We start from the raw sequence: 23,701 nt of genomic DNA, 5'->3' as shown, positions 1-23,701 counted from the left end.
TTGTCGCTGCAACTCTAACATTATTAGTTGTTAACGGCATGATGCAATTTGCTTTGCCAGTTTGTTCGAGTTTGCCAAAGGGAGGGAAAGGCGCATTATGTAAAGATGGCATCCCATTGGCACAAGGTATGTTAGGATTGAAAGTCCTCATTGGCTATGTTCCTTTAATCTTTTGTACTTATTATATGATTAATAATAAAAAAGACTTATTACGCTTAGGAAGGGTACATCTCGTTCTGGCTATTATCTGTACTTTACTCGGTGTTTATCAATATTATTTATTGGATTCGGGTGCCTGTGTCGGAACCCGAAATGAGGTTGCGGATGCTCTCTTTAAAGCTAGTGTAGATGCAAAATGTTTTGTAGGTGGTGCCGTAGGTTTTACTCCCGAACAAAACTTTATTCGTTTACCCGGAACTTTTGCCTCTCCTTGGCACTGGGCATGGTTTTTAATTGCTAATAGTGCAATTACTTTTACCGTTGCTTTTGGCGATACATCTCTCTGGTGGCGATTGGGTGGATTAATGGGTATGGTTTTAGTCTTTGTCAATTCAGTTATTTCAGGTCAGCGTATTGCTCTTGCTTTAGTTCCTGTTGTAACAGTTATTTTATTTGTTTTAACCGGACAAATGGCCAATCTCAAGCGCTTTATTCCCATTGCATTAGGATTGGTACTACTGCTGGGAATTGTGATTACTACCAATCCTACTCTGATTCAAGATCGACTGGATAGTTTAAGTGGTCGCGCAGAAGCATCTCCACCTACTGCCTTTATTGAAGAGCAATTTCATTGGGCATTTGATGAACAACGAGGACCATTAGGGCGAGGTTTGGGGAAAGCTACAAATTCTACGCGGGTGTTTGGCAGCGCTGCATTAGTAGAAACATTCCATCCTAAATTGATTTATGAAATGGGACCATTAGGCTGTATCGCTTTTATTGCTTTCACTACCAATATTGTCTGGGTGACATTCCAAATTCGGCGTTCTGTAAAAACCCCAACGATTCGCAGTTATGCCTCCAGTCTTTGGGTTTTTCTGTTAATTATTAGTTTTAATACTTATTGGTATCCCTTAGACACCGATCCCGTTGCCGTTTATTATTGGTTGTTTGTAGGATTAATCTTCAAATTGCCGGAAATTGACAAACAGGAACAGGAACAGATTAAAGCCGCTAAAGTAGAAGAAGCGCAATTGGGACTCAATCGCAAAAAATCGAAGACTAAAATGACCCAAAAAGCAGCCTAAAAATTAACAGGATATAAACATGATGAATTTTCCCTCTATTTCTGTCATTATTCCCACTTATGGACGAGAAGTTGTGTTATGCGATAGTGTTGCCGATGTTTTAAAGCAAGACTATCCAGATTTTGAAATTTTGGTGGTGGATCAAACCCAAAAACACGACTCAGAAACGGAAACTTATTTACAAGACCTTGCCGATACGGGAAAGATTCGTTGGTTGCGTTTAGATTGGGCTAGTTTGCCTGGGGCGCGAAATTATGGAGTCCGACAGGCCAAAGGAGAAATTGTCGTTTTTATTGACGATGATGTGCAAATGGAAACCGGATATTTACGAAACCACGCCCGCAACTACGATCGCGCCGAAGTAGGGGCTGTTGCAGGAAGAGTTTTCGATCGCATGAAATTAGGTGACTCGGGGGGAGATTTAGAAATCGAAACATTACCTCCCGAAGCGATGGATCCGGGGATCGCTTGGTATTACATCGATTTGGTTCATACAACCAAACCTCAACAAGTGATTTCAGCGCGGGGTTGCAATATGTCCTATCGTAAGGATATTTTTACAAAACATGGTGTTTGGTTTGATGAGCGTTTTCGCGGGTCTGCGGTGCGGGAGGAATCGGATTTTTGCTTGCGGTTGCGGAAAACCGGTTATCAAATTTGGTACGATCCCGAGGCGCATCTTGTTCATTTGGGGGAAGAAACGGGAGGATGTCACGATATCAGTACGCGATCGCTTAAATATCAAATCACTTTTTATCACAATCATTTTCTCATGGCGCAAAAAAATCTCACCCCTTACCAACAATTGCGCCTCTATCTCAAACTATTTGATTGTCATGTTCTCGGCAATCCTCCTTGCAATAAAAGCGGTTCTCCTCTCAAAATTGTCACGCGAGGAATTTTTTATAGTTTGGGCTTTTTTGATGCTGTAAAAACCCGCATTCATGGACTTTGGGACAACGGACAAGTTTACAGTCGCCAGTTACCAGTTGTAACCAAACCATAATGAATTACTTTATCTGTTACAAACATGAAAATTTTAGTTGTCAGTCATACTTATATTGTCGATCTCAATTGTGAAAAATTTAGGGAACTTTCGCGTTTAGAGCCAGAGATTGAAGTTACAATTATTGTTCCCAAACGCTGGCGACCTGGGGGTGTACAAAATAAAATTATTGAACCTCAACCTCGCCATGAAGGAAATTTTCACATTCTCCCCATCGCTAATTTTAGCGAAAATAATCAAGGTTTACTGACATTTGGCTGGGAAATTATTTCTTTTTTACGTTCTTTTAAACCTGATATTATCCAAGTCGAACAAGGTGTAAAATCTTTTGCTTATGCTCAATTTATTACCTTAAATAAGTTGTTGGGATTAAAAGCCAAGAATTGCTTGTTTACGTGGTGGAATTTGCCCTATACTAATAAATTTCCTATTTCACTGCTGGAAAAATATAATTTGAGTAATACTGATGGATTAATTGCTGGAAATCAAGATGGTGTGGATATTTTACGAGAACATGGATATACGGGAGCCGTCAAAGTTTCGCCGCAACTTGGCATTGATGAAAAATTGTTTTATCCTCGCTTTGAACCAGAAATAACTGAACGTTTAAATATTGATAATGATAATTTTATTATTGGTTTTGTGGGCAGGTTTGTCGAAGAAAAAGGAATTTTAACTTTAATTGAAGCGGTTGCAAAATTAACTGAGAAAAACTGGCAATTACTTTTATTGGGACGAGGAGAATTAAAGGAAGAAATTCAAAAACGAGCTTTAGAAGCAGGGATTCAAGATCGTTTAATTTTAGTCGAAAGTGTCCCTCACGATGAAGTTTCTCGCTATATCAATCTGATGAATGTGTTAGTTTTACCGTCTGAAACAACCTATAAGTTTAAAACTCTAACAGCCGTCGGTTGGAAGGAGCAGTTCGGTCATGTTTTAATTGAAGCAATGGGCTGTAAAGTAGCGGTTGTTGGCTCTGATTCTGGAGAGATACCTAATGTTATTCGCGATGTCGGTTTGACCTTTCCCGAAGGAAATGCTCAAAAATTACGCATTTGTTTGCAGCAATTAATGGAAAATGCAGAATTTCGAGAAAATTTGGCTCGTCGAGGTTATGAAAAGGCAATGAAGCAATATACTAATAAGGCCTTAGCTCAAGAACTTTTAACATTTTATCGCGAATTAAAAGAGGAAAAAGTATAGTTTTAGAATTCGGGAGTCTCGCGATCGGGTAGAAAGTCTGGATCGAGAATTTCTGCTTGGGAAAATGGACAAATTTCTGGAAATATATCTAAAGGTAATTGAGTTTCAGTTTTAGTATCTTGTCGAGCATCTTGATAGCATTCAGCGAATATTTCCTCGAAATAACGTCTCAGACTGGGACTTTTTTTGAACGCGCGTAACAACCGTCGTCTGTGTTCGACAATGGAGTATCTCCAACTTTGACTATCAATTCTTTTTTCGGGTTGAAAGCGATATTTAAGCAAGTACATCAGAAGAATAGTTAAGTTACTTTCAAGGGAATCTTTTTGGCTTTTTCCTATATCTTCAATTTCTTCGATTAAGTTATCTAAATCTAGTAAGCTAAAGGAGCGATCGCGTAAAACGGCGATTGTTCCTTTTATCCATTCTTGATAGTCTTGTTGATAGAGTTGGTTTAACTGGGATAGTGGGAGTTTTATCGTCATTTGTTTTGCTCCTGCTTGCGATCGCTTAACATAAAATTTTCTTTAACTTATCGCACGCTATGATCCTGCTTGTTCTTTTCAATACATTAATTTTACCCTTGCGATCGCAGTTCCATCGAAAACTCATTTTAGTAGAGGAGATTGGCGATCCTCAGATTTTGGTAAAGTTGTGAAGTATAATAAGATAGAAGAACACGACAACCACTCTCAATTTAAAATTACTAATGGTTAGTTCAATCAAAACCTTTAATGATGTAGTCGAAGGAATCAAACATCTTTCAACAGATGAGAAACAGGAAATTCAACGGTTGTTGCTACAATACATCCGTGAAGAGCGCCGTAACGAGATTTATAATAATGTCAAGTTAGCGCAAGTTGAACAAGAAAAGGGTAAACTGAGGTTTTCTTCCGATTTGAATGAACTCAAACAGATGCTGGAGGAATAGTTGTGGAAGTCAGTTTTAGTTCTTCGTTTAAACGTGCTTTTAAAAAGCGTGTTAAAGGTAGTATAGATTTAGAGACGAAGTTTTGGGGGAAATTAGAACAGTTTATTTTATTTGAATAATTCAGATGATGCGAGGGTTAGATAAATTAATACTTCCAGCCTCATAATAATTAAAATCTATGAAAGTTCTGCAAATTATTCCTTCTATTTCCCTCGTTTATGGTGGTCCCAGTCAAATGGTACGAGGACTATCTGCTGCTTTAGCACAGGAAAATGTTGAAGTAACTATCTTAACAACCGATTCCAATGGTGACGTTGGACAACCGCCTTTAGATGTTCCCTTAGATTCTCCTGTCGAGGAAAATGGCTATCAGATTCGCTATTTTCGCTGTTCTCCTTTCCGACGTTATAAGTTTTCTTTAGGATTGTTAAAATGGCTGGCTAAACATGGGAAAGAATACGATATCGTACATATTCATGCTTTATTTTCCCCCGTCAGTACCGCCGCCGCAATCGTCGCGAGAAATATTAATTTACCTTATATTTTGCGTCCTTTAGGAACTCTCGATCCAGCAGATTTACAAAAGAAAAAACAACTCAAGGAGATTTATGCTGCTCTTTGGGAAGCGCCTAATTTAGCCAAAGCAGCAGGTGTTCATTTTACCAGTCAAGAAGAGGCGAGAATTTCCCATCGCTTTGGCCGAAAAACTCGCGATATTATTGTTCCCTTGGGTGTGGAATTATCGGCATCTTTGCCAGAATCAGGTTTAGCACGGGCAAAATGGAAAATTGATGAAAATATACCTTTGGTCTTGTTTATGTCCCGAATTGACCCGAAAAAAGGCTTTGATTTGCTCTTTCCAGCTTTGGCACAATTAGCAACAGAAGGAATTGATTTTCATTTTGTTTTAGCAGGGTCAAATTCTCAAGACCCAGAATACGAACAGTCAGTTTTTAAGATGGTGGAAGATGCAGGACTGCGATCGCGCACGACGATCGCGGGATTTGTCCAAGGAGAAGAGAAATTAGCTTTACTACAGGACGCAGATCTATTCGTTTTACCTTCTTATTATGAGAACTTTGGTATTGCTGTTGCAGAGGCAATGTTAGCCGGAATTCCAGTCTTAATTTCTCATAAAGTCTATATTTGGGATGCTATTCAAGAGGCCGATGCAGGATGGGTGACGCAATGCGATCGCAAGGATATTACCGAAAAACTGCGATCGGCACTGCAAAATCCCGAACAAAGACGACAAAAAGGAGAAAATGCCCGCAATGCGGCGATCGCCAATTACAGTTGGGATGCGATCGCGCAACAAATGAAAGCAGAATATCGCAAAATTTTAAACCCCAGTTCCTTGACATAAGAACTGAGGTACAATAACTAGGAGGCTTTCACAGCTTCAGATTTAAGGGTAGGAAAAGAAGCGATCGCCCCTTCAGAAGATTTTTTGAGTAAAGCAGCGCTGGCCTTTTCTAAAACAGTCACTTCGAGGTTAACCGCAATTAAATAAGAACCCGCTTGATTTTCCGTCCCTTCGGCGATCGCCTCCAATAGTTCCGGACGCTCTCCTGTAATTGGATCCCGCAGGACGCAGCGATCCCAAGGGTGTTTCGCGTTTGGTTCGAGGCTGAGGATATAATGTTTAATCATGGCTTTAAGATTTAGTTCGTTTATTGATTTTTTAGTCAACAATTTTATTATAGAACATTTTTTGGGTTTAGGGGGAGTTTCAGTCCAAATTCTTTTTAGATTATTTTGGTGATTTCCCGTGCCTGTTAAGTAGAATCGCTGGAAACCAGAGCAGACTGGGAAGAACTATCTTCATTGCCTTCCCCCCATTCTCCCAAATAAATTTCGCGAATGTCCTCGGGTAAATTCGTTTCCAGCAAGCGGCAGCCGCGATCGAGGTAATCTTGAACTACAACCGGAGAGAGCATTTCACCTTCTGCTTGTAGATAAGCCGCAACGCGACTAGAACTCCAGTGAAAGGTTTTGGACATCACCAGAATCAAACGCACGATGGGAGGAAGAATATCAAGAGACTGTTCCAGATAGCACCAAAGGGGAGGAGAAGCGGCTTGGAGGCTGTAATTAATCGACTCTACAGGGGGGAGGTTAGCTTGATTAATGCAAATCGCCGTCATGTTAATCAGCCAATTTTGGAAAGAACTAGACTCCTTGGCATTGCGATCGCGCAACTCCAACCCGCGCATCTCATAAAAAATATGTCGCCAGGTCAAAGCAAAGAGATAATCTCCTTGAACCGGCGATCGCGCTGAATGAGCAATGAGAGTATAAACAATGGGACTGTAGCGGCAGAAAATAGCGACAAAATACTTGCCCTGTTCGGGATGATTCTGGAATAGAGTCAATAAATCGCGATCGCTGTAGCGAAAGAGCGACTTAACAAGGGAGTGATTGCATTCAGGAAAACGCTGAGTTTGCACGATCGGTTACTGCACGCCATTTTTATATTTTCATTGTATTAGATAGTTTCCAAGAATGTTGACAGTTTTTGTTTATGGCACCCTAAAACCGGGAGAATCTAATTACGATCGCTATTGTGCGGGAAAGGCGATCGCGGAAATTCCTGCGTTTGCGCGGGGAAACTTGTACGCGCTTCCCCTCGGCTATCCAGCCATGACCCTTGGAGTGGGAAAAGTTTGGGGCGTATTGCTAATATTTAACGATCCAGGAGTTTTAACATCCTTGGATCGTTTGGAAGATTGTCAGAAACCTCAGCCTAAAGGCGTGAGGCTTGAAAGAGAAATCTAACAGGCCCTTCTGACCAGACTCAGTACCCCGCGTACTACGTTATTTGGGTCACGACACCTGGGAATGCGAAGCTAGTTCCCCGCTCTGTCGTTAGCAGTTAAACAATTTTAAGGTCACTGAAATAGTGCTGCTAACCTAACAAGCCCTTTTAACATTGCGGTCAGACCCCGCGTCGCCGAAGGGCGCAAGCGGTCGAGGGATGGCGAGGTTTCCTCGCCATATCCAATCGACCAAGAGGGAATGCTGACCAAGACAGTCGAAGCTAACATTACCCTAGAAATAGGAGGCTCGAAAGAGCAAAACCGCTATGCGTACAGGGTTGTTTAATTAGATACAGTAATTGTCCTGTTAAAAGTGCAATACAAAAGCACCCTAATTAAACAACTCCAAGGCGGTAGCGAAACTAATATAAAGCCGTCTATCAGGACGGGGTTTCTACTCATTTTTCTGATGAATGAGTCAGATGACATCGCTACTGTTTTTCAGGGATTTTTCCCAATCGATCTGAATGTTGCAAATTAGTCAAGAACGACAAGGTGACGCGAATATTTGGAGGGATTTTTGGGCGCAATCGGAACTCGATGCGTTGAATTTGGTGCGATCGCCCCTTTGGATCGTCGATCTCGAGACACAAAAAATTTGCTGGGGTAATGATGCGGCTCTCAAATTGTGGGATGTTCCCTGTTTATCTGTGCTTAAGGACTACAATTTCACCAGTGCGGTTCCTGCCTCATTATGCTCTAAATTCCGTGCTAAAACTAAAAATAAAGCTCAAACATGGCAGCATCGCATCAAAAGCAAGATTGTGGATTGGACCTTTGAGAGTCAAGGTTCTTCTCTGTCTTGGCGCTGTTACTGCTCGGAAATTCGCACCACCTTTGCCAAACAAGCTATTTTAGTGGAAGGGATATCCCCCATTTTGGAAACGGGTCAGAGAAACTCAGACCAAGATTTAACACCATCAAACCGTTTCAGTCGTCCCGTTGAATCCCCGCAAGAAAGCAAAAAGCGCTATCAACTCCTCACGAGTCATAATGCCCCAGAGTTGATTTCCCATGCCCCCAATGGCAAAATTTTTGCTGTTTCTAGACCTATGCCCGATCGCACCTCTATTATTAATCTCCTCAGCAGTCAAAAACAAATTCTCGAGGTCATCTCCACCGATCGCGATCTCGAAGAAACCTTATCCCTTTTATTGCAGGCGATCGAAGACCAATTTGGCGATCGCAATTTGGCGATCGCCCTCTTGGACAAAAAAGGCCAACCCATCTTAGAAGTTAAAAGTTACCAGAGAAACAAAAGCAAAAACAAAAGCAAAGGAAAAAAATGGCAATCTAAATCAACCCCGATTTTATCTTCTCAGCAAACAATATTAGGGTTCTTTATTATTGAAGATACTCCCACTCGCATTGCAACCCCAGAAGAAGGGCAACTGATGCACTTTGCCTCTCATATTGCAGGGATCGCGATCGAACGCAAACAGACCGGGGAAGACCTAGAACTCGCAGAAACTAAATATCGCAGCATCTTTGAGAATAGCCCCGTCGGGATTTTTCAAACTTCTCCCGACGGACATTATCTGAACGCCAACTCCGCCCTTGCCCAAATTTACGGTTATAATTCTCCCAAAGATCTCATCGTCGCCCTTACCGATGTCGCCCATCAACTCTACGTCGATCCCCAACGCCGCACCCAATTCACCCATCTTCTCCAAGAGAATGACATCATTGCTGACTTTGAGTCTCAAGTTTATCGCCAAGATGGAACCCTCATTTGGATTTCCGAAAATACCCGCGCCGTCCGCAACAAGAGGGGAAATCTTCTCTATTATGAAGGCACAGTACAAGATATCACTGCCCGCCGCCATGCTGAAGAACAATTACGTTATCGCGCCCTCCACGACGATCTGACCCAATTACCCAACCGATCTTGTTTTCTCAAACATCTCGAAGACGCGATCGCTTTTAGCCGCGATCGCGCCCATGAGGGGTTAACTTATGCTGTTTTATTTATCGATCTCGATCGCTTTAAAGCCATCAACGACAGCTTGGGACACTGGATGGGAGATGAACTGCTTAAATCCGTCGCCAAGAGACTGCAAGATAGTTTAGCCCCTCATCACATTATCGCTCGTTTTGGCGGAGATGAATTTGCCGTCTTATTGCAAACAATATCGGGAGTTGATGAGGCGATTAAAATTGCCGAAACCCTACTAGAAAAATTGGATACTCCTTTTCAAATCAAAACTTACGAATTGTTTACCCGAGGCAGTATTGGCATTGTTGAGGGAGGTCCTTATTACACCCACCCCGAAAATCTATTGCGAGATGCAGATGTTACGATGTATCGTGCCAAACTTCGAGGGAAAGGGCGCTATGAAGTATTCGACCCTCAAATGCAAATTCAAACCCTTGAAAAATTGCAATTAGAAAACGATCTGCGACGGGGACTCGAAAGAGAAGAATTTTGTTTGTATTATCAACCTATTATTTGTTTATCTACCGGAAAATTACGAGGATTTGAGGCTCTTGTGCGTTGGAATCATCCCCAACGAGGATTAGTCTCTCCCGATGAATTTATTCCCCTTGCTGAAGAAAATGGCGCGATCGAGCGTTTGGGGTGGTTTGTACTTAAAACTGCTTGCAATCAGTTGCAACAATGGCAAGAAGAAATAGAAGGCGATCGGGATAAGTTTCAGTTAAATGTCAATCTTTCTCCGTTACAACTCAGACAAGTTGATTTTATCAAAAAACTCGAGCAAATATGTCTAGAAACCCAAATCGATAAGACACAATTAAAATTAGAAATTACCGAAAGTTGCTTATTAGAAATCGATATTTCCCGCGATCGCTTCCAACAACTCAAAGCATTAGGAATGGGACTCTGTATTGATGATTTTGGGACGGGTTATTCTTCCTTAAGTCGCTTGCATGAATTTCCCATTGATACAATTAAAATAGATCGCTCCTTTATGAAAGGATTACAGGAAAACACCCATCCTATCGCAATTATCGACACAATCATCACCCTTGCTCGCGGTTTGGGTATGAATTTAGTCGCGGAAGGGGTAGAAACTCTCTCGCAAATAGAAACTCTTAAATCCCTCGGGTGCGACCTAGCCCAAGGCTATTTTTTCTCTGCTCCTGTTGCGATCGCAGACGCAAACCAATGGGTTAGAGAAAGGATGAACGATCGGGGATAAAGTTAGTGGTAGGGCGATCGCGGAATTCATCGCCAACAAGAAGAGATTTCGCACTCCTCCTTGCTAATTCTCACTCTATCGAGATAACAACCAAGCTCGCAACACCTCAGCTACAGTCCAGGCTTGAGCAAAAGCCCCTCGCGGAGTCATGGGGGCATCGCCATCAAAGATTTCACTCAGATTCCCCACACAAGTATCTTTGAGATGATGTTCCATCGGAGCTAAGAATTCTTGTGCCAAAGTCGGATTATTGTAAACGTGCAGATGTGCTTGGACAAAATGACCGATTAACCAACCCCAAACCGTACCTTGGTGATAGTGGCTATCTCGTTGATAGCGATCGCCTCCATAAACTCCTGCATAATTAGGATCGTCTGGGGACAGCGATCGCAGTCCGTGAGAGGTGAGTAAAGATTGAGCAACGGCATCAACAATACTTTTTTGTTCTCGAGGCAATAGTAAAGGAGAGCCGCCAATTTTTGCCAGTTCTGCGGGTAGAGAAACGGCAAAAATTTGATTGGGACGCAAGGACGGATCGTTGCCTTCGGGACTATCAATCACGTCATAACAATATCCCATGCCGTAATTCCAGAAGCGACTGAACCCGGCGATCGCCTTCCGTGCCATGGCCTCGTATCTTTCTGAAGGTTTGCCTAACTCTTTCGCTAAATGTGCCATTAATACCAAAGCACCATACCATAAGGCGTTAATTTCAATCGGTTTGCCAATGCGGGGTGTTACGACCCAATCATCAACTTTTGCATCCATCCAGGTCAATTGCAAACCTATTTCTCCGGCATAAAGCAACCCGTCTTTGCTATCGACCTTAATGTTATAGCGAGTACCGCGAATGTGCCATTCGATCGCCTCTTCTAATGCAGGAAATAACTCACCCATGAAGTTAATATCTTGGGTTGCCATGTAATAGGCGCGAATGGCTTCAAAGTACCAGAGAATTGCATCTACGGTATTATATTCCGGGCTGTTTGTGCCGTCGGGGAATAAATTGGGCAGCATTCCTCGATCTAAATATTGAGCAAAGGTTTGCAGGATAATTTTGGCAATTTCCGGGCGACCGGTGGCAAGGGTCAAACCTGGCAGGCTAATCATGGTATCTCGTCCCCAGTCTCCAAACCAAGGATAGCCAGCGATAATCGTTTTGCCTTCGGGTTCGTTGGGAAGGGTCCGATCGACAATAAAGCGATCGCTGGCTAAGACTAATTGTTCGATCCAGTCGGGAATTGTATTTTTTTGCGCTTCGTTGGCAAAAAGGTAGGGGGTTTTGTACCAGCGATCGAGTAAGGCGCGATCGCGATTTTTCTGTTGCTGCAAAGATTCTCCTCCCTGAAGAGAAGGAAACTGCACGGTACTGGCAATTAAGGTGAGAGAATTTCCGGGTTGCAGCGTTACTTCCAAGTTGGCGACATAAAGGTGATCTTCGCGATCGGCCAGTCCGCGATACTCTTCAACGCTTAAACTATAGTCTTTATACCAAGTATGGGCGGGTTCCCATTGCGGTTTGGGGAGAACATTATTGCCTTCTCGTTCGGCAAATAAATAAAAGGGGGTTGCTCCTTCAAAAGCCCTGACCCTAATGCCACTATCCACGATATCAGTTTTCATCTGCCAATCCCCGCTATGAGTCTCGCCGTGAAAATCGCGATAGTTTGCTAAGGCCTTAATTGAGAGGGAAAGGGGAGAACGGGCGCGATGTAGAGTATAGCGAATATAAGTTGTATTTTCTCCTGCCTGCATCCAGATCCGTTTTTCCAGGAGTGCATCGGCGATCGCGAATTTCCAGACGGGAATAGAACCATTCAGATGAAAACTTTCGATTTCCCGATAGCCGTGGGGGGCAACGGAACCATCTGCCCAGCGATCGCTATAAAGGGGATACATTTGACCGCGATATTGAACGAGTTCGTCAAGTTTTGTTAACAATAACGTCCGTCCTAACGGAGGATTGAGGGCGGCAATTAACAGGCCATGATAGCGCCGGGTCAGCATTCCAGACACCGTTCCTGCTCCATAGCCCCCATTCCCATTCGTCACTAACCATTCTCGTGCTTCCGATGTAGGAAGATGCCCGCAGATCTCTCGTCCGAATTCGATGCCCATTTTTTGAGTTCCTTTGTTCTAAAAAGTGAGAGCTAATAACAAATGTCGTAATCCTTTACAAATTTTTACAAATTTGGATCTGAGTAACTGAGATTCCCTCTAAAATGTTAAGTTCTCAAGTGTTAAGTTCTTAAAGGTCAACTTATCAATTGATATTTTTGAGCGAAAACCCTTTTTCTGAAATTGTAGGAGAAATTATTGGGCAATTTTTCAATTCCCCTTCACAATAGAGTTAAGTCCTAGGATTTACTATAAAACAGTAACTTGGAAAATGATTCAATCTTTAATTAATCAATATAAAACTTACCACAAACCCTTGCATTCTCGGCAATCTTACTTGTCCGTACAGAACCAACAGGGTTTATCGAGTTTAAAAAGGGCGATCGCGTTGTCTCAAGGAGAATATTCCTTGATTTTTGCACGGTGCGAGAGTTCCCGACTGCGCCAACAAATTCTCAATCAAATCGCGAACTGCGCTGAGATATCCCTACAGGAAGTCACGCTTCATCCCTCTGTCGTTCATCTCTTGGATATTCTCGATGGGGTAATGCGATCGCACTATCCCGATGCTCTAGCAGTAATGGGTTTGGAGTCTGCTGTCAATATCAAGACTTTACTCGAGGAGGTTAACTTTGTTCGCGATGAGTTTAATAAATCTTTACCTTTACCGGTCATATTCTGGGTAAATGAAAAAACCTTAGCTCAAATCAAGCGTATTGCACCGGATTTTAGCAATCATGGCACGACATCAATTTGTTTTGAGTAGTTACCTTGTTCTTTCTCCAAATTAAGTTTTTTTGTGACCATTTCTCAACCGCGATCGGGGTTTACCTTACCTGTTTTTGCCTGTGCTGCTGCTGTTGCTTCTTTACGTTATCTCCAGCAACAAACACCTTTAGAAACCGTACAAATTAACCTCATCGATCCCCCACAAACTGTAGAGATTCCCATCGCGCAAATTGCCAAAATTAGCGATCGCGCCGCCTTAGCCATTACCCACAGCGATCCTGGAGATAACCTCGATTTAACCCGAAATACTCCGATTTGGGCAATTGTGGAATGGCAAAATAAGACCGATCTATCTCCCCAAATTACGATCGCAGGAGGAGAAGGAATTGGCAAACAAAGCGATCGCCACGGACAAGCAGCAATTTATACTTATGCACACAAACTCTTACAACACAATTTGCAAGTTTTACTCGCCATAAATGAAGCAATTACAGTTAAAATCATTCTACCGGAAGGACGCAAACTTGCAGAACGAACCGCCAATAAAGCCTTTGGTGTCGTTGAAGGACTTTCTCTCTTAGGAACAACTGGAATTAGTCAGCCTTTAAGTTCTCCCCAACAGTTAGAAATCTATCGGGAAGAATTGTCTAAAAAAGCGGCAGAATTTGATACTTTAGTGTTTTGCGTGGGAGAAAATGGTTTAGATTTAGCACGTAATTTAGGCATTGAAGCCGATCGCCTCGTGAAAACTGCAAATTGGTTGGGTCCTTTACTGGTAACGGCGGGAGTTTCCGGAGTGCGATCGCTGTTACTGTTCGGCTATCATGGTAAACTGATTAAACTCGCAGGGGGTATTTTTCACACCCATCACCACCTTGCCGACGGACGCTTAGAAATTCTTACGGCGCACTGTGCCAAAATAGGCTTACCCACCAACATTCTCGAAAAAGTATTTCAAAGCACCACCACAGAAGCAGCTTTACAACTCTTGCGTCAAATCCAACCCGAAAGCGTCGATCGCGTTTATACCTCCATCGCTGAAACCATCGATCGCCGCAGCCAAGAATATATCCGCAAACACGGCGATCGCGATGTTTGTATCGGTTCCGTCTTATTCGATCGCGATCGTAACATTATTGTTAAAAGTCAAAATGGAACAACGCTTTTTTCACAGTTATGGTATAATTCTTTGAACAACTAATTAATAAATTTTGACTCCTAGATTTTAGCTGGCGATCTTGATTAAGGAGTCGATTTTGTCATATTTACATTGTCTGCACGGTTTCCGAACTAAAACCCAAAACCTTTCCTTTCATCTTTTCTTGCGATCGCCTTGATGGCTCGCTTTCGCATACCTAAATATAGAAGCACATGACCACTCAAATCAAAACCCCCACCACCCTAGAGATTTTACCAGAAAAGTCCTTAGAAGCAAGTATCAATCGTCAAACGATCGCGATTTTGGATTTTGGTTCGCAATATTCCGAACTTATCGCCCGACGCATTCGAGAAACGCAAGTATATTCAGAAGTTCTCTCTTATCGTACCACCGCCGAACATCTCGCAAAACTCAACCCGAAAGGGATTATCTTATCGGGAGGACCCAGTTCCGTTTATGACGATTTTGCCCCTCAATGCGATCCCGCTATATGGGAATTGGGAATTCCCATTCTCGGGGTTTGTTATGGGATGCAATTAATGGTGAAGCAGTTGGGAGGAAGTGTCGAACGGGCCAAAAATGCAGAATATGGGAAAGCCTCCCTCTGTATCGACGATCCCACAGATTTACTCACCAACGTTGAAGATAACTCCACCATGTGGATGAGTCACGGCGACTCCTGTACACAACTGCCCGAGGGATTCTCCATTTTGGCACATACCGATAATACCCATTGTGCCGCGATCGCCCACCACACAAAACATCTCTATGGCGTACAATTTCACCCCGAGGTGGTGCATTCCAACTACGGACAGGCACTGATTCGCAATTTTGTCTATCACATTTGCGACTGCGAACCCACTTGGACAACGGAAGCCTTTGTGGAAGAATCAATTCGCGAAATTCGTGCCAAAGTCGGGGATAAACGAGTTCTACTTGCCCTTTCTGGGGGGGTAGACTCCTCCACCCTTGCCTTTTTGATGCACGAAGCCATCGGCGATCGCCTCACCTGTATGTTCATCGATCAAGGCTTTATGCGGAAGGGAGAACCGGAACGACTGATCGAACTTTTTGACAATCAATTTCATATTTCCGTGGAATATGTGAGCGCTCGAGAGCGTTTTCTCGCTCAACTCGTCGGCATCACGGATCCCGAAGAAAAGCGCCGTCGCATCGGTCACGAATTTATTCACGTTTTTGAGGAAGAATCCAAACGCCTTGGACCCTTTGATTATTTAGCGCAAGGGACCCTTTATCCCGACGTAATTGAATCCGCCGATACTAATGTCGATCCGAAAACTGGGGAACGAGTAGCGGTAAAAATCAAAAGCCATCATAATGTTGGCGGACTCCCCAAAGACCTGCAATTCAAACTAATTGAACCCCTGCGAAAACTCTTCAAAGATGAAGTCCGCAAAGTCGGTACCGCGATCGGTTTACCCTCAGAAATCATCCGTCGCCATCCTTTCCCAGGTCCCGGTTTAGCCATTCGTATTATCGGCGAAGTTACCGCCGAACGCTTGAACATCTTGCGGGATGCGGATTTTGTCGTGCGGGATGAAATCCAAAAACAAGGCAAATACAACGACTTCTGGCAGGCTTTTGCCGTTCTTTTACCCCTTCGCAGCGTCGGAGTTATGGGCGATCGCCGCACTTATGCCCATCCTATCGTTTTGCGTTTCGTCTCCAGCGAAGACGGCATGACGGCGGACTGGTCGCGGGTGCCTTACGACCTCCTCGAAACAATTTCCAACCGCATTGTTAATGAAGTTAAAGGAGTGAATCGTGTTGTTTACGATATTACCTCTAAACCCCCAGGAACAATAGAATGGGAGTGATTAGCCTGCATCTTCTTCCCGATCTTCAAAGGAAGGAGATGTAAAATATTTTTGTATATATTGTTTAGCTGCGAGTCCCATGAATCCATCCAACAAACCTGCTTTAATGCGGCCGAAATCTCGCCCTCAATCTGAGTCTAAAGCGTCTATTCCTCCTAAATCTCCAGATTCTACACCGAAGCCATCCAGTTCTGTTCCTGTCAAACCCTCTATTTCTGTTCCCAGTAAACCTCACAAAGTTCCCAGACCGCGCAAGGCCACACCAATCTTAGAACACGATGGCCTCAAAGCAGGAGACGCGATCGCGCTTCCCTATAGCGGTCAAACTGTTACCATTACCCAGTTCTATAAAACCATCAGCGATACTTGGTATGCTGCCTTTACCGGGGGTTGCGTTCGTCAAGAAGCGTTGAGTAGCGCGATGGTAGCTGTGGAAGTTGAAGAAATTTCGGAAGCATAAATTCTGAAAATAAGAAGGAGGAGAAATTAAATATTTCTCTCCCTTCTTTGGCTATAATTAAACATTTTAAATTTTAAGTCGGTAAAATCTTCTGCAACAAATCAAGCGGGATCGGGGAAGCCATGCAAGGGGAAGGAGTCGTAGGCTTAACTCGATAAGGCGATTGGAAAGATTAAACTATAAGATAAGATGGCGGCGATCGCCTTGTGCATTGTCCCCCCAAACCAGTCTTTTATGAGGAAACTAAAAATGAGTATCGAAATGCGCCAAGAAATTGCGACATTAGCCAACAAGTTACCCGATGCAGCATTACCCGATGCGATCGCCTTATTGCATTCCCTGCTCGATAAAGAGCAAAATGGGAAGGAACACAAATCTACGAATTCCAGCAATGAAGCTGACTTCGATCGCGCAATGGCAGCCTATCAAACAATTAGCGAAAAATATGAAAATGCGTTTCGGGAGTTAGCCAAATGAATGAACCATCTTGGTTGTCTGAAGATGTTATTTTAGCCATTCACGCCAAGCAAATTGAGCAACATGGAGGCAGTGCAGGAGTACGAGATGAAAATTTACTTTCTGCAAGTCTGGCACGTCCCAAACATTTATTTGCTTATGAACAACCTAATTTATTTGAACTCGCGGCGGCCTATGGATATGGAATCGCTAAAAATCACCCTTTTATTGATGGGAACAAAAGAACGGCATTTGCAGCCGCGGCCACTTTTTTGTTAGTAAATAATTATCTGCTAGATGCTCCCGAACAAGAAGCGATCGCCATGATGGAAGGGTTGGCCTGCGATCGCGAAACCCAAGTATCTTTGGCACAATGGTTAACAAATAATTCTCAAATAGAGGCACAAACAAAATGATAAAATTTTCTCGTCGTCATCTCCTACAAGCCGGAGGAGCCGCCTTAACCGCTTGGGGAGTCAATCGCTGGCAATTCGATCGCTATGGCAAAGTATTAGCACAACGCACCCCGCGCAAACTGGCTTTACTGGTCGGGATCAACCAATATAGCACAGCCACGGGACCTTTATATGGTTGCGTTAATGATGCCATTCTGCAAGCAAATTTGCTGGTTCACCGCTTCGGTTTTAACCCTGCCGATATCGTTATCCTCGATGATGCTAAAGCCACGCGACAGGGCATTCTCGATGCCTTTGAGGAGCATTTAATCAAACAGGCAAAACCAGGCGATGTGGTTGTTTTTCACTATTCCGGTCACGGTTCACTCGTTCGCGATCCCAATCCCCTTTATGTGTCTAGAATAACGGGAGAAGGTTTAAGTGGGAGTTTTGTCCCAGTCGATGCCAATTTACCCTCGACCTATCTCACGGAAGGTGGAACTGTTGCTGATATTATGGGACATACCTTATTTTTGTTGATGTCTTCGATACAAACTGATAATTTTACAGCAGTTCTCGATAGTTGCTATGCGGGGGCAACAGTTCGCAATCTTCGAGTGCGATCGCGGGATGGGGGCAACCAAATACAAGCTAATGACCAAGAAACAGCCTATCAAAACCGATGGTTGCGTAAATTTGGCTGGTCTCCCGAAGAGTTTGTCAAGCGCTATCGTGAAGGAATAGCCAAGGGTATTGTCTTAGCTTCAACTCAACCGGATCAGACTGCACTCGATCAACAATTCAATGGCTTTGTCGCTGGTGCATTCACCTATCAACTCACGCAATATCTTTGGCAAGATAACAATAGCACCCCAGAGGAAACGGCTTTAAGTGTTGGAGGTCGAATGCAAGATAATTTGCAAAGGAATGATATTAATCACTCACAAAAACCGAAACTTTCTATTGAACCAGGGAAACCCTACGGTGATGAAGCTATCTTTTTTAGCGAAAATCCGCGATCGCCGGCTCAAGCTGTTGTCATTAAGAAAGATGGCGATCGCGTGACGGTATTATTGGGGGGTATCGATCCCGGTTTGGTGAATCCAGGTATGAAATTGACGGCGATCGGCGGGCGAGGAAGAGTGACTCTAGGGAAACGAGAACAATTTTGGGCAGAGGGAACCTATCAAGGCAGAGTTGGAGTAGGAACTTTATTGAGATTTGCTTGAGTAGAATAGTAGAACAAAAAGCTAGGGGTAGAACAAAAAGCTAGGGGTAGAACAAAAAGCTAGGGGTAGAACAAAAAGCTAGGGGTAGAACAAAAAGCTAGGGAGCGAGACGCTCCCACTACAACACCAATAACTGTGAGAATGGATGGCTCTTGAGTGCTTTCTGGTCAATCAACCGGATGGGAAATAAGAGCGTAGGTTAGTTCTTTTGCTATTGACCGACTGGTCGGCCAATGTTTAAACTGAGAGAATATTTCCCATCGTTCCCGTAACTCGTTAAAATTAAAAAAAGTAACAAAACATTAAGATTCTTTTTAAATTTTCCCTCTCTGACCTGCTCCATGTTCAAATCTGGCTCTCCCAAACAATGGTTTATCGGCAAAATTCCCGTCGCGATCGGGATTGGCATTGGTTTAGCGATCGCCGTTGTTGTCGGGCAATTCATTTCTCCCTCAACCTCAGAATCGCAACCCGCAGGAAATACATCTGCCCCCGAAAAGCGATCGCCTGGTAAAGCGCAAAGTATCACCGCCGCAGAAGCGAAACTCACCCCCGTTAATCGTACCCTAGAGGCAACAGGAACGGTTAATGCTTTTGAACTGATTCCCGTGCTTTCCCAAGCCTCCGGACGGAAAATCATCCAAGTTTTAGTGGAGGAAGGAGCCGGAGTTAAAGCCGGACAACCCCTCGCTATCCTCGATAGTACCGTCCTGAGAGCGCAACTGACTCAAGCCAGAGCAAGTGTAGCCCAAGCTGAAGCACGTTTGGCAGAATTGCGGGCGGGTAGTCGGACGGAAGAAGTGACACGAGGAGAGGAAGCTGTCAAAGAAGCCAGGGGAGACGTAGTACAAGCTAAGGAAGAGGTATTACAAGCCGAAGCCGATGTAAAATTAATTCAAGGGCGGGTTACAAGCAATCGCTTTTTGGAAGAAGAGGGAGCGATCGCGCGGGATCGTTTCAATGAAATCTTAAACCAAGAAACCAATATCAAATCGAGATTGGCACAAGCCAAAGCGCGTGTGCGAAATGCTGAAGCGCGTGTGCGAAATGCTGAAGCAAGTCTGACGGAACTAAAAAGAGGTCCCCGTCCCGAAATTATTACCCAAGCAGAGGCACAATTGGCACAAGCAAGGGGTCAGGTGCAACTCATCGCCGCCCAACTCGAGGATATGCGGGTGGTTGCCCCTCGTAGCGGCATCGTCGCCGAAAGGAATGCCCGCGTCGGGGATATTACCTCCTCCTCCGATCGCCTTTTTACCATTATTGAAAATGCCCGCTTAGAACTTCTCCTTAAAGTACCCGAAACCCAAATCGGGCAAATTAAATCCAATCAACCCGTGCGTATTACCTCCGATGCTAACCCCGATCTGCGCTTGCTGGGGCGAGTGCGAACCCTCGATCCCCTCGTAGACGAAGAATCTCGCCAAGCCACGGTTAAAGTCGATTTACCGAGGACAGGAGGATTAAAACCAGGAATGTTCCTGCGAGGGGCGATCGTCACCTCCGCCGAGTCTGGAGTCACAATTCCCGCCGGTGCCGCCCTACCGCAAGAAGATGGTACCGCCGTTGTTTTCGTCATTCAAAGCGATAACACCGTAGTCTCGCAACCCGTCACCCTGGGGGGAATTTTACCCGACGATCGCATTGAAATTCTTTCCGGCTTAACTTTGGGCGATCGCGTGGCCGTCAAAGGCGCACCTTACCTTAAAAATGGCGATCTGATTGAGATTGCCAGTGAATCTTTCACGACTGAATAAAACTTCTCCAGCGTCCCCTTAACAAGGGAAAGAGTGGAGGTCAAGCAAAACAACAACAACAACAAATAACAGAAATGTCTTTTCACGTTTCTTCTTGGTCGATTAGAAATCCCGTCCCCACCCTCGTGATGTTCCTCATTTTGAGCATTGTGGGACTAATGTGCTTTTTCTCCTTGGGTATTGACTCCGAACCCAATATTGATTTTCCCCTTGTGCAAGTGACTGTCACCCAACAGGGGGCAGGACCTGTGGAAATGGAAACCCAAGTCACGAAAAAAGTTGAAGATGCCGTAGCGGGTTTGGGAGATATTGATGAAGTACAATCCACCGTCACCGACGGGCGATCCACTACCGTTATTCAATTTACCATTGGTACCGATAGCGATCGCGCCACCAACGACGTTCGTAATGCCATTACCCAAATTCGTTCCGATCTGCCCCAGGATGTCAACGAACCCATCGTAGAACGCTTGGAATTTGTCGGCGGATCGATTATGACCTATACCGTCTCCTCGGACAAACTCAGCGTTGAAGAATTAAGCGATTTCGTCGATCGCAAAGTTGCCCGCGCCCTCTCTAGCGTCCCTGGGGTGTCCCAAATTCAACGCCTGGGGGGAGTCGATCGCGAAATTCGGGTCAATCTCAGCGATCGCCGCTTGCAGGCTTATGGTATTACAGCCACGGAAGTCAACGCGCAAATTCGTAACTTTAATATCAACTTACCAGGGGGGCGATCGGAAGTAGCAGGAGGGGAACAAAATATTCGCACCCTCGGTAGTGCCGAAACCGTTGCAGATTTAAGGAATTATCGCATTGTTCTCCCCAATGGATCGACGGTTGCTTTATCCAGTTTGGGAGAAGTCATCGATGGTTTCGGCGACCCCAGACAAGCAGCATTTCTCAACAATCAACCCGTCGTTGCCTTTTCCGTTTTGCGAAGTACGGGAACAACCTTGGTAACAGTAGAACAAGGGGTAATTAAGGAAATTGAAAAGCTGAAGCAAACCCTCTCGGATGATATTAAATTTACCCTTAATTTCACGAGGGGAGATGAAATTCGCATTTCCTATAATTCTACGTTTAGCGCTTTGTTAATTGGGTCGGTTTTAACTGTGTTGGTGGTGGGGATTTTCCTGCAAAATTTGCGGATGACCTTTATCACTGCCTTAGCACTTCCCCTCTCAATTATTCCCACGTTTTGGGTCATGCAGGCTTTAAATTACACCCTCAACGGCATGACCTTGTTAGCGTTAGCGTTAGCAATGGGGAACTTAGTTGATGATGCCATTTGCATGATCGAAAACATCGATCAGCATTTGCAAATGGGGAAAAAGCCCATACAAGCCGCTACAGATGGGGCCAGGGAAATTGGTTTAGCGGTGATTACCACAACGGCAACAATTGTCGCGGTATTTCTCCCCGTCGCATTTATGGGGGGCATTCCAGGGCAGTTTTTCCAACCCTTCGGTGTAACTGTTGCTGTCGCGACCATGTTTTCTACCTTAGTCGCGACGACGATGACTCCCATGTTGAGTGCTTATTTATTGCAGCCAAAACCAGCAACTAGCAACGGAACGATCGCCACCCCCCTTGATAAGGGAGGAAATGGGAATGGGAAAACGATCCCCCCGGCGATCGCCACCCCCCTTATTAAGGGGGGCAGGGGGGATCGTAACGTGCGATCGCTAGATCCTTATCGTCAGGAATTTCAAGAGGCGATCGCCCCCACTCCCCCCAAACGTCGCCGCATTTATCGCAGTATGTTAACCTGGGCCTTGCGCCATCGCATCACTACTTTACTCATCGCCCTCGCCTTTTTTATTGGTAGTTTGCAACTGGTTCCTTTTATTCCCAAAGGTTTATTTGCAGGGGGAGATATGGGATTGAGTCTCGTTTCTGTGGAATTACCCCCCGGATCGACTTTAGAAGAAACCACCGCAGTTCTGAAAAAAACCACAGCGCTTTTATTAGATAATCCAGCAGTAGACAATGTTTTAGCCAATGCAAGCGATATCAATTCTGGTATAGCTTACATCAATTTAGTGCCGAAATCAGAACGCATTCATCGCTTTGAGTTTGAACAAGAAATGCGGAAAATTTTCCAACAAATACCAGGGGCGAGAGTCTCTTTTCAGGCTCAAGGAGGGGCAGGAAATTCCAAGGATTTATCGATTCTTTTAAAGAGTGAAAATCCTACCAGTTTGGCAACAACCGCAGAAGCCCTAGAACGGCAAATGCGGGAAATTCCTGGATTAGTGGATGTTACTTCCACTCTCAGTTTAGTGAAGCCGGAAATCGTCATCGATCCGAATCCCGATCGCGCTGCTGACTTAGGTGTTTCCGTCCAGGCGATCGCCCACACCGCTTCTCTGGCTTTAATTGGCGATACCGAATCCAATTTAGCCAAATTTAATTTAAGCGATCGCCAGATTCCCATCCGCATCCAAATTGACTCGGATCTCCGCAAGGATATCGAAACCCTAAAAAACTTGCGGGTTCCCAGTTCTAACGGTGGACTGGTTCCCCTCTCTGCTGTTGCAACCATCCGTTGGGGAAGCGGTCCCGCCGAAATTAAACGCTTCGATCGCAGTCGTCAAGTCTCGTTAGATGCCAATTTAGAAGGATTGGCTTTAGGGGATGCAGTGGACATGGTACGGGCATTACCAGCGATGCAACTCCCTCCTGATGTCACAGAAGAACCCGTGGGAGATGCCGAGATTATGCGAGATATTTTCTCTCGTTTCGTCGGGGCATTATTTTTGGCAGTCTTATCGATTTATGCCATTTTAGTGTTGTTATACAACAATTTTCTCTATCCTTTGGCAATTCTGGCAGCTTTACCTTTATCTTTTGGGGGGGCGTTTTTAGGATTATTGGTGACGCAAAAAGAACTCGGACTCTTTGCCCTAATTGGTATCGTTCTCTTAATGGGATTGGTGACAAAAAATGCTATTCTTTTAGTTGATTTTACCCTAGATGCCATGCACCAAGGTAAACCTCGCTTTAAGGCACTAATTGAGTCTGGGGTGTCTCGTTTCCGTCCCATTGTGATGACCTCTCTTTCTACGATTGCGGGAATGATTCCTATCGCCCTTGAATTTGGCGGAGATGGAGAGGTTCGCAGTCCTATGGCGATCGCGGTAATTGGCGGTTTTACCACTTCTACTTTGTTAACATTAGTGGTGATTCCTGT

Annotated in this window: 21 protein-coding genes and 1 pseudogene; 17 read left to right on the top strand and 5 right to left on the bottom strand. The window is 44.3% G+C overall.

The features are described from left to right. The 3 genes from VB714_RS18115 to hpsO all read left to right on the top strand — a co-directional run. On the top strand, window positions 1-1,247 hold a 1,247-nt coding region (locus VB714_RS18115; protein ID WP_323226056.1), incomplete at its 5' end, for a hypothetical protein. 22 nt (window positions 1,248-1,269) lie between these two features. Beyond that, window positions 1,270-2,253, top strand: a complete 984-nt coding sequence (hpsN, locus tag VB714_RS18110; protein WP_416309730.1) for a hormogonium polysaccharide biosynthesis glycosyltransferase HpsN — start codon at window positions 1,270-1,272, stop codon at window positions 2,251-2,253. Between the two features lie 24 nt (window positions 2,254-2,277). Further along, the gene (gene hpsO / locus VB714_RS18105) at window positions 2,278-3,456 is read left to right on the top strand and encodes a hormogonium polysaccharide biosynthesis glycosyltransferase HpsO (protein ID WP_323226054.1); all 1,179 of its coding nucleotides are present in this window, start codon (window positions 2,278-2,280) and stop codon (window positions 3,454-3,456) included. A 2-nt stretch (window positions 3,457-3,458) separates the two neighbouring features. Here hpsO and VB714_RS18100 read toward each other — a convergent pair whose 3' ends face one another. Next, window positions 3,459-3,941 (bottom strand): DUF29 domain-containing protein, encoded by a 483-nt coding sequence (locus VB714_RS18100; protein WP_323226053.1) that lies wholly within the window; start codon window positions 3,939-3,941, stop codon window positions 3,459-3,461. Between the two features lie 224 nt (window positions 3,942-4,165). Between VB714_RS18100 and VB714_RS18095 the strand changes: the two genes are divergently transcribed. From VB714_RS18095 to hpsP, 3 genes and pseudogenes are all read left to right on the top strand, one after another. Further along, a complete protein-coding gene (locus tag VB714_RS18095) occupies window positions 4,166-4,387 on the top strand; it encodes a hypothetical protein (protein ID WP_204102296.1) in 222 nt (73 codons plus the stop codon). 2 nt (window positions 4,388-4,389) lie between these two features. Next, a pseudogene (locus VB714_RS27510) lies at window positions 4,390-4,497 on the top strand (type II toxin-antitoxin system mRNA interferase toxin, RelE/StbE family); the annotation flags it as partial. Window positions 4,498-4,565: 68 nt separating this feature from the next. Next, window positions 4,566-5,753 carry a hormogonium polysaccharide biosynthesis glycosyltransferase HpsP gene (gene hpsP, locus VB714_RS18090; protein ID WP_323226052.1) on the top strand — a complete coding sequence of 396 codons (1,188 nt, stop codon included), beginning with the start codon at window positions 4,566-4,568 and terminating at the stop codon, window positions 5,751-5,753. Between the two features lie 17 nt (window positions 5,754-5,770). Here the strand turns inward: hpsP and VB714_RS18085 are convergent, their stop codons facing one another. Beyond that, on the bottom strand, window positions 5,771-6,040 hold the full coding sequence (locus VB714_RS18085) for a hypothetical protein (RefSeq protein ID WP_323226051.1): 270 nt from the start codon (window positions 6,038-6,040) through the stop codon (window positions 5,771-5,773). A gap of 125 nt (window positions 6,041-6,165) precedes the next feature. Continuing rightward, window positions 6,166-6,837: a hypothetical protein gene (locus VB714_RS18080; protein WP_323226049.1), complete on the bottom strand. Its 672-nt coding sequence runs from the start codon at window positions 6,835-6,837 to the stop codon at window positions 6,166-6,168. A gap of 55 nt (window positions 6,838-6,892) precedes the next feature. On the opposite strand from VB714_RS18080, the gene VB714_RS18075 reads away from it, so the two are divergent. Then, complete coding sequence (locus VB714_RS18075; protein ID WP_323226048.1) at window positions 6,893-7,165, top strand: gamma-glutamylcyclotransferase family protein; 273 nt, start codon at window positions 6,893-6,895, stop codon at window positions 7,163-7,165. Between the two features lie 113 nt (window positions 7,166-7,278). Here VB714_RS18075 and VB714_RS18070 read toward each other — a convergent pair whose 3' ends face one another. Then, window positions 7,279-7,434 (bottom strand): hypothetical protein, encoded by a 156-nt coding sequence (locus VB714_RS18070; protein ID WP_323226047.1) that lies wholly within the window; start codon window positions 7,432-7,434, stop codon window positions 7,279-7,281. Window positions 7,435-7,673: 239 nt separating this feature from the next. On the opposite strand from VB714_RS18070, the gene VB714_RS18065 reads away from it, so the two are divergent. After that, window positions 7,674-10,367 carry a putative bifunctional diguanylate cyclase/phosphodiesterase gene (locus tag VB714_RS18065; protein WP_323226046.1) on the top strand — a complete coding sequence of 898 codons (2,694 nt, stop codon included), beginning with the start codon at window positions 7,674-7,676 and terminating at the stop codon, window positions 10,365-10,367. Between the two features lie 75 nt (window positions 10,368-10,442). Here VB714_RS18065 and VB714_RS18060 read toward each other — a convergent pair whose 3' ends face one another. Then, window positions 10,443-12,485 carry an amylo-alpha-1,6-glucosidase gene (locus VB714_RS18060; RefSeq protein ID WP_323226045.1) on the bottom strand — a complete coding sequence of 681 codons (2,043 nt, stop codon included), beginning with the start codon at window positions 12,483-12,485 and terminating at the stop codon, window positions 10,443-10,445. A 271-nt stretch (window positions 12,486-12,756) separates the two neighbouring features. Between VB714_RS18060 and VB714_RS18055 the strand changes: the two genes are divergently transcribed. From VB714_RS18055 to VB714_RS18015, 9 genes are all read left to right on the top strand, one after another. Continuing rightward, window positions 12,757-13,251, top strand: coding sequence for a hypothetical protein (locus tag VB714_RS18055; RefSeq protein ID WP_323226044.1), 495 nt, complete (start codon window positions 12,757-12,759; stop codon window positions 13,249-13,251). Window positions 13,252-13,290: 39 nt separating this feature from the next. After that, window positions 13,291-14,415, top strand: a complete 1,125-nt coding sequence (gene cbiD / locus VB714_RS18050; RefSeq protein ID WP_416309729.1) for a cobalt-precorrin-5B (C(1))-methyltransferase CbiD — start codon at window positions 13,291-13,293, stop codon at window positions 14,413-14,415. A gap of 170 nt (window positions 14,416-14,585) precedes the next feature. Continuing rightward, window positions 14,586-16,211 carry a glutamine-hydrolyzing GMP synthase gene (gene guaA, locus VB714_RS18045; RefSeq protein ID WP_323226042.1) on the top strand — a complete coding sequence of 542 codons (1,626 nt, stop codon included), beginning with the start codon at window positions 14,586-14,588 and terminating at the stop codon, window positions 16,209-16,211. A 79-nt stretch (window positions 16,212-16,290) separates the two neighbouring features. Further along, window positions 16,291-16,671, top strand: coding sequence for a hypothetical protein (locus VB714_RS18040; RefSeq protein WP_323226041.1), 381 nt, complete (start codon window positions 16,291-16,293; stop codon window positions 16,669-16,671). Between the two features lie 249 nt (window positions 16,672-16,920). Beyond that, on the top strand, window positions 16,921-17,148 hold the full coding sequence (locus tag VB714_RS18035; RefSeq protein WP_323226040.1) for a hypothetical protein: 228 nt from the start codon (window positions 16,921-16,923) through the stop codon (window positions 17,146-17,148). Next, complete coding sequence (locus tag VB714_RS18030) at window positions 17,145-17,543, top strand: type II toxin-antitoxin system death-on-curing family toxin (RefSeq protein ID WP_323226039.1); 399 nt, start codon at window positions 17,145-17,147, stop codon at window positions 17,541-17,543. Before VB714_RS18035 ends, VB714_RS18030 begins: the two co-directional genes overlap by 4 nt. After that, the gene (locus VB714_RS18025) at window positions 17,540-18,751 is read left to right on the top strand and encodes a caspase family protein (protein WP_323226038.1); all 1,212 of its coding nucleotides are present in this window, start codon (window positions 17,540-17,542) and stop codon (window positions 18,749-18,751) included. Before VB714_RS18030 ends, VB714_RS18025 begins: the two co-directional genes overlap by 4 nt. Window positions 18,752-19,092: 341 nt before the next feature. After that, a complete protein-coding gene (locus VB714_RS18020; RefSeq protein WP_323226036.1) occupies window positions 19,093-20,508 on the top strand; it encodes an efflux RND transporter periplasmic adaptor subunit in 1,416 nt (471 codons plus the stop codon). A 74-nt stretch (window positions 20,509-20,582) separates the two neighbouring features. After that, a partial coding sequence (locus VB714_RS18015) for an efflux RND transporter permease subunit (RefSeq protein ID WP_323226035.1) occupies window positions 20,583-23,701 on the top strand: 3,119 nt, incomplete at its 3' end.

The sequence above is a fragment of the Spirulina sp. 06S082 genome, from assembly GCF_034932145.1.
In the GTDB taxonomy this organism is placed as follows: Bacteria; Cyanobacteriota; Cyanobacteriia; order Cyanobacteriales; family Spirulinaceae; genus CCY15215.
The sequence above is the reverse complement of the archived record's forward strand: the minus strand, read 5'-3'. Positions and strand labels throughout refer to the sequence as shown.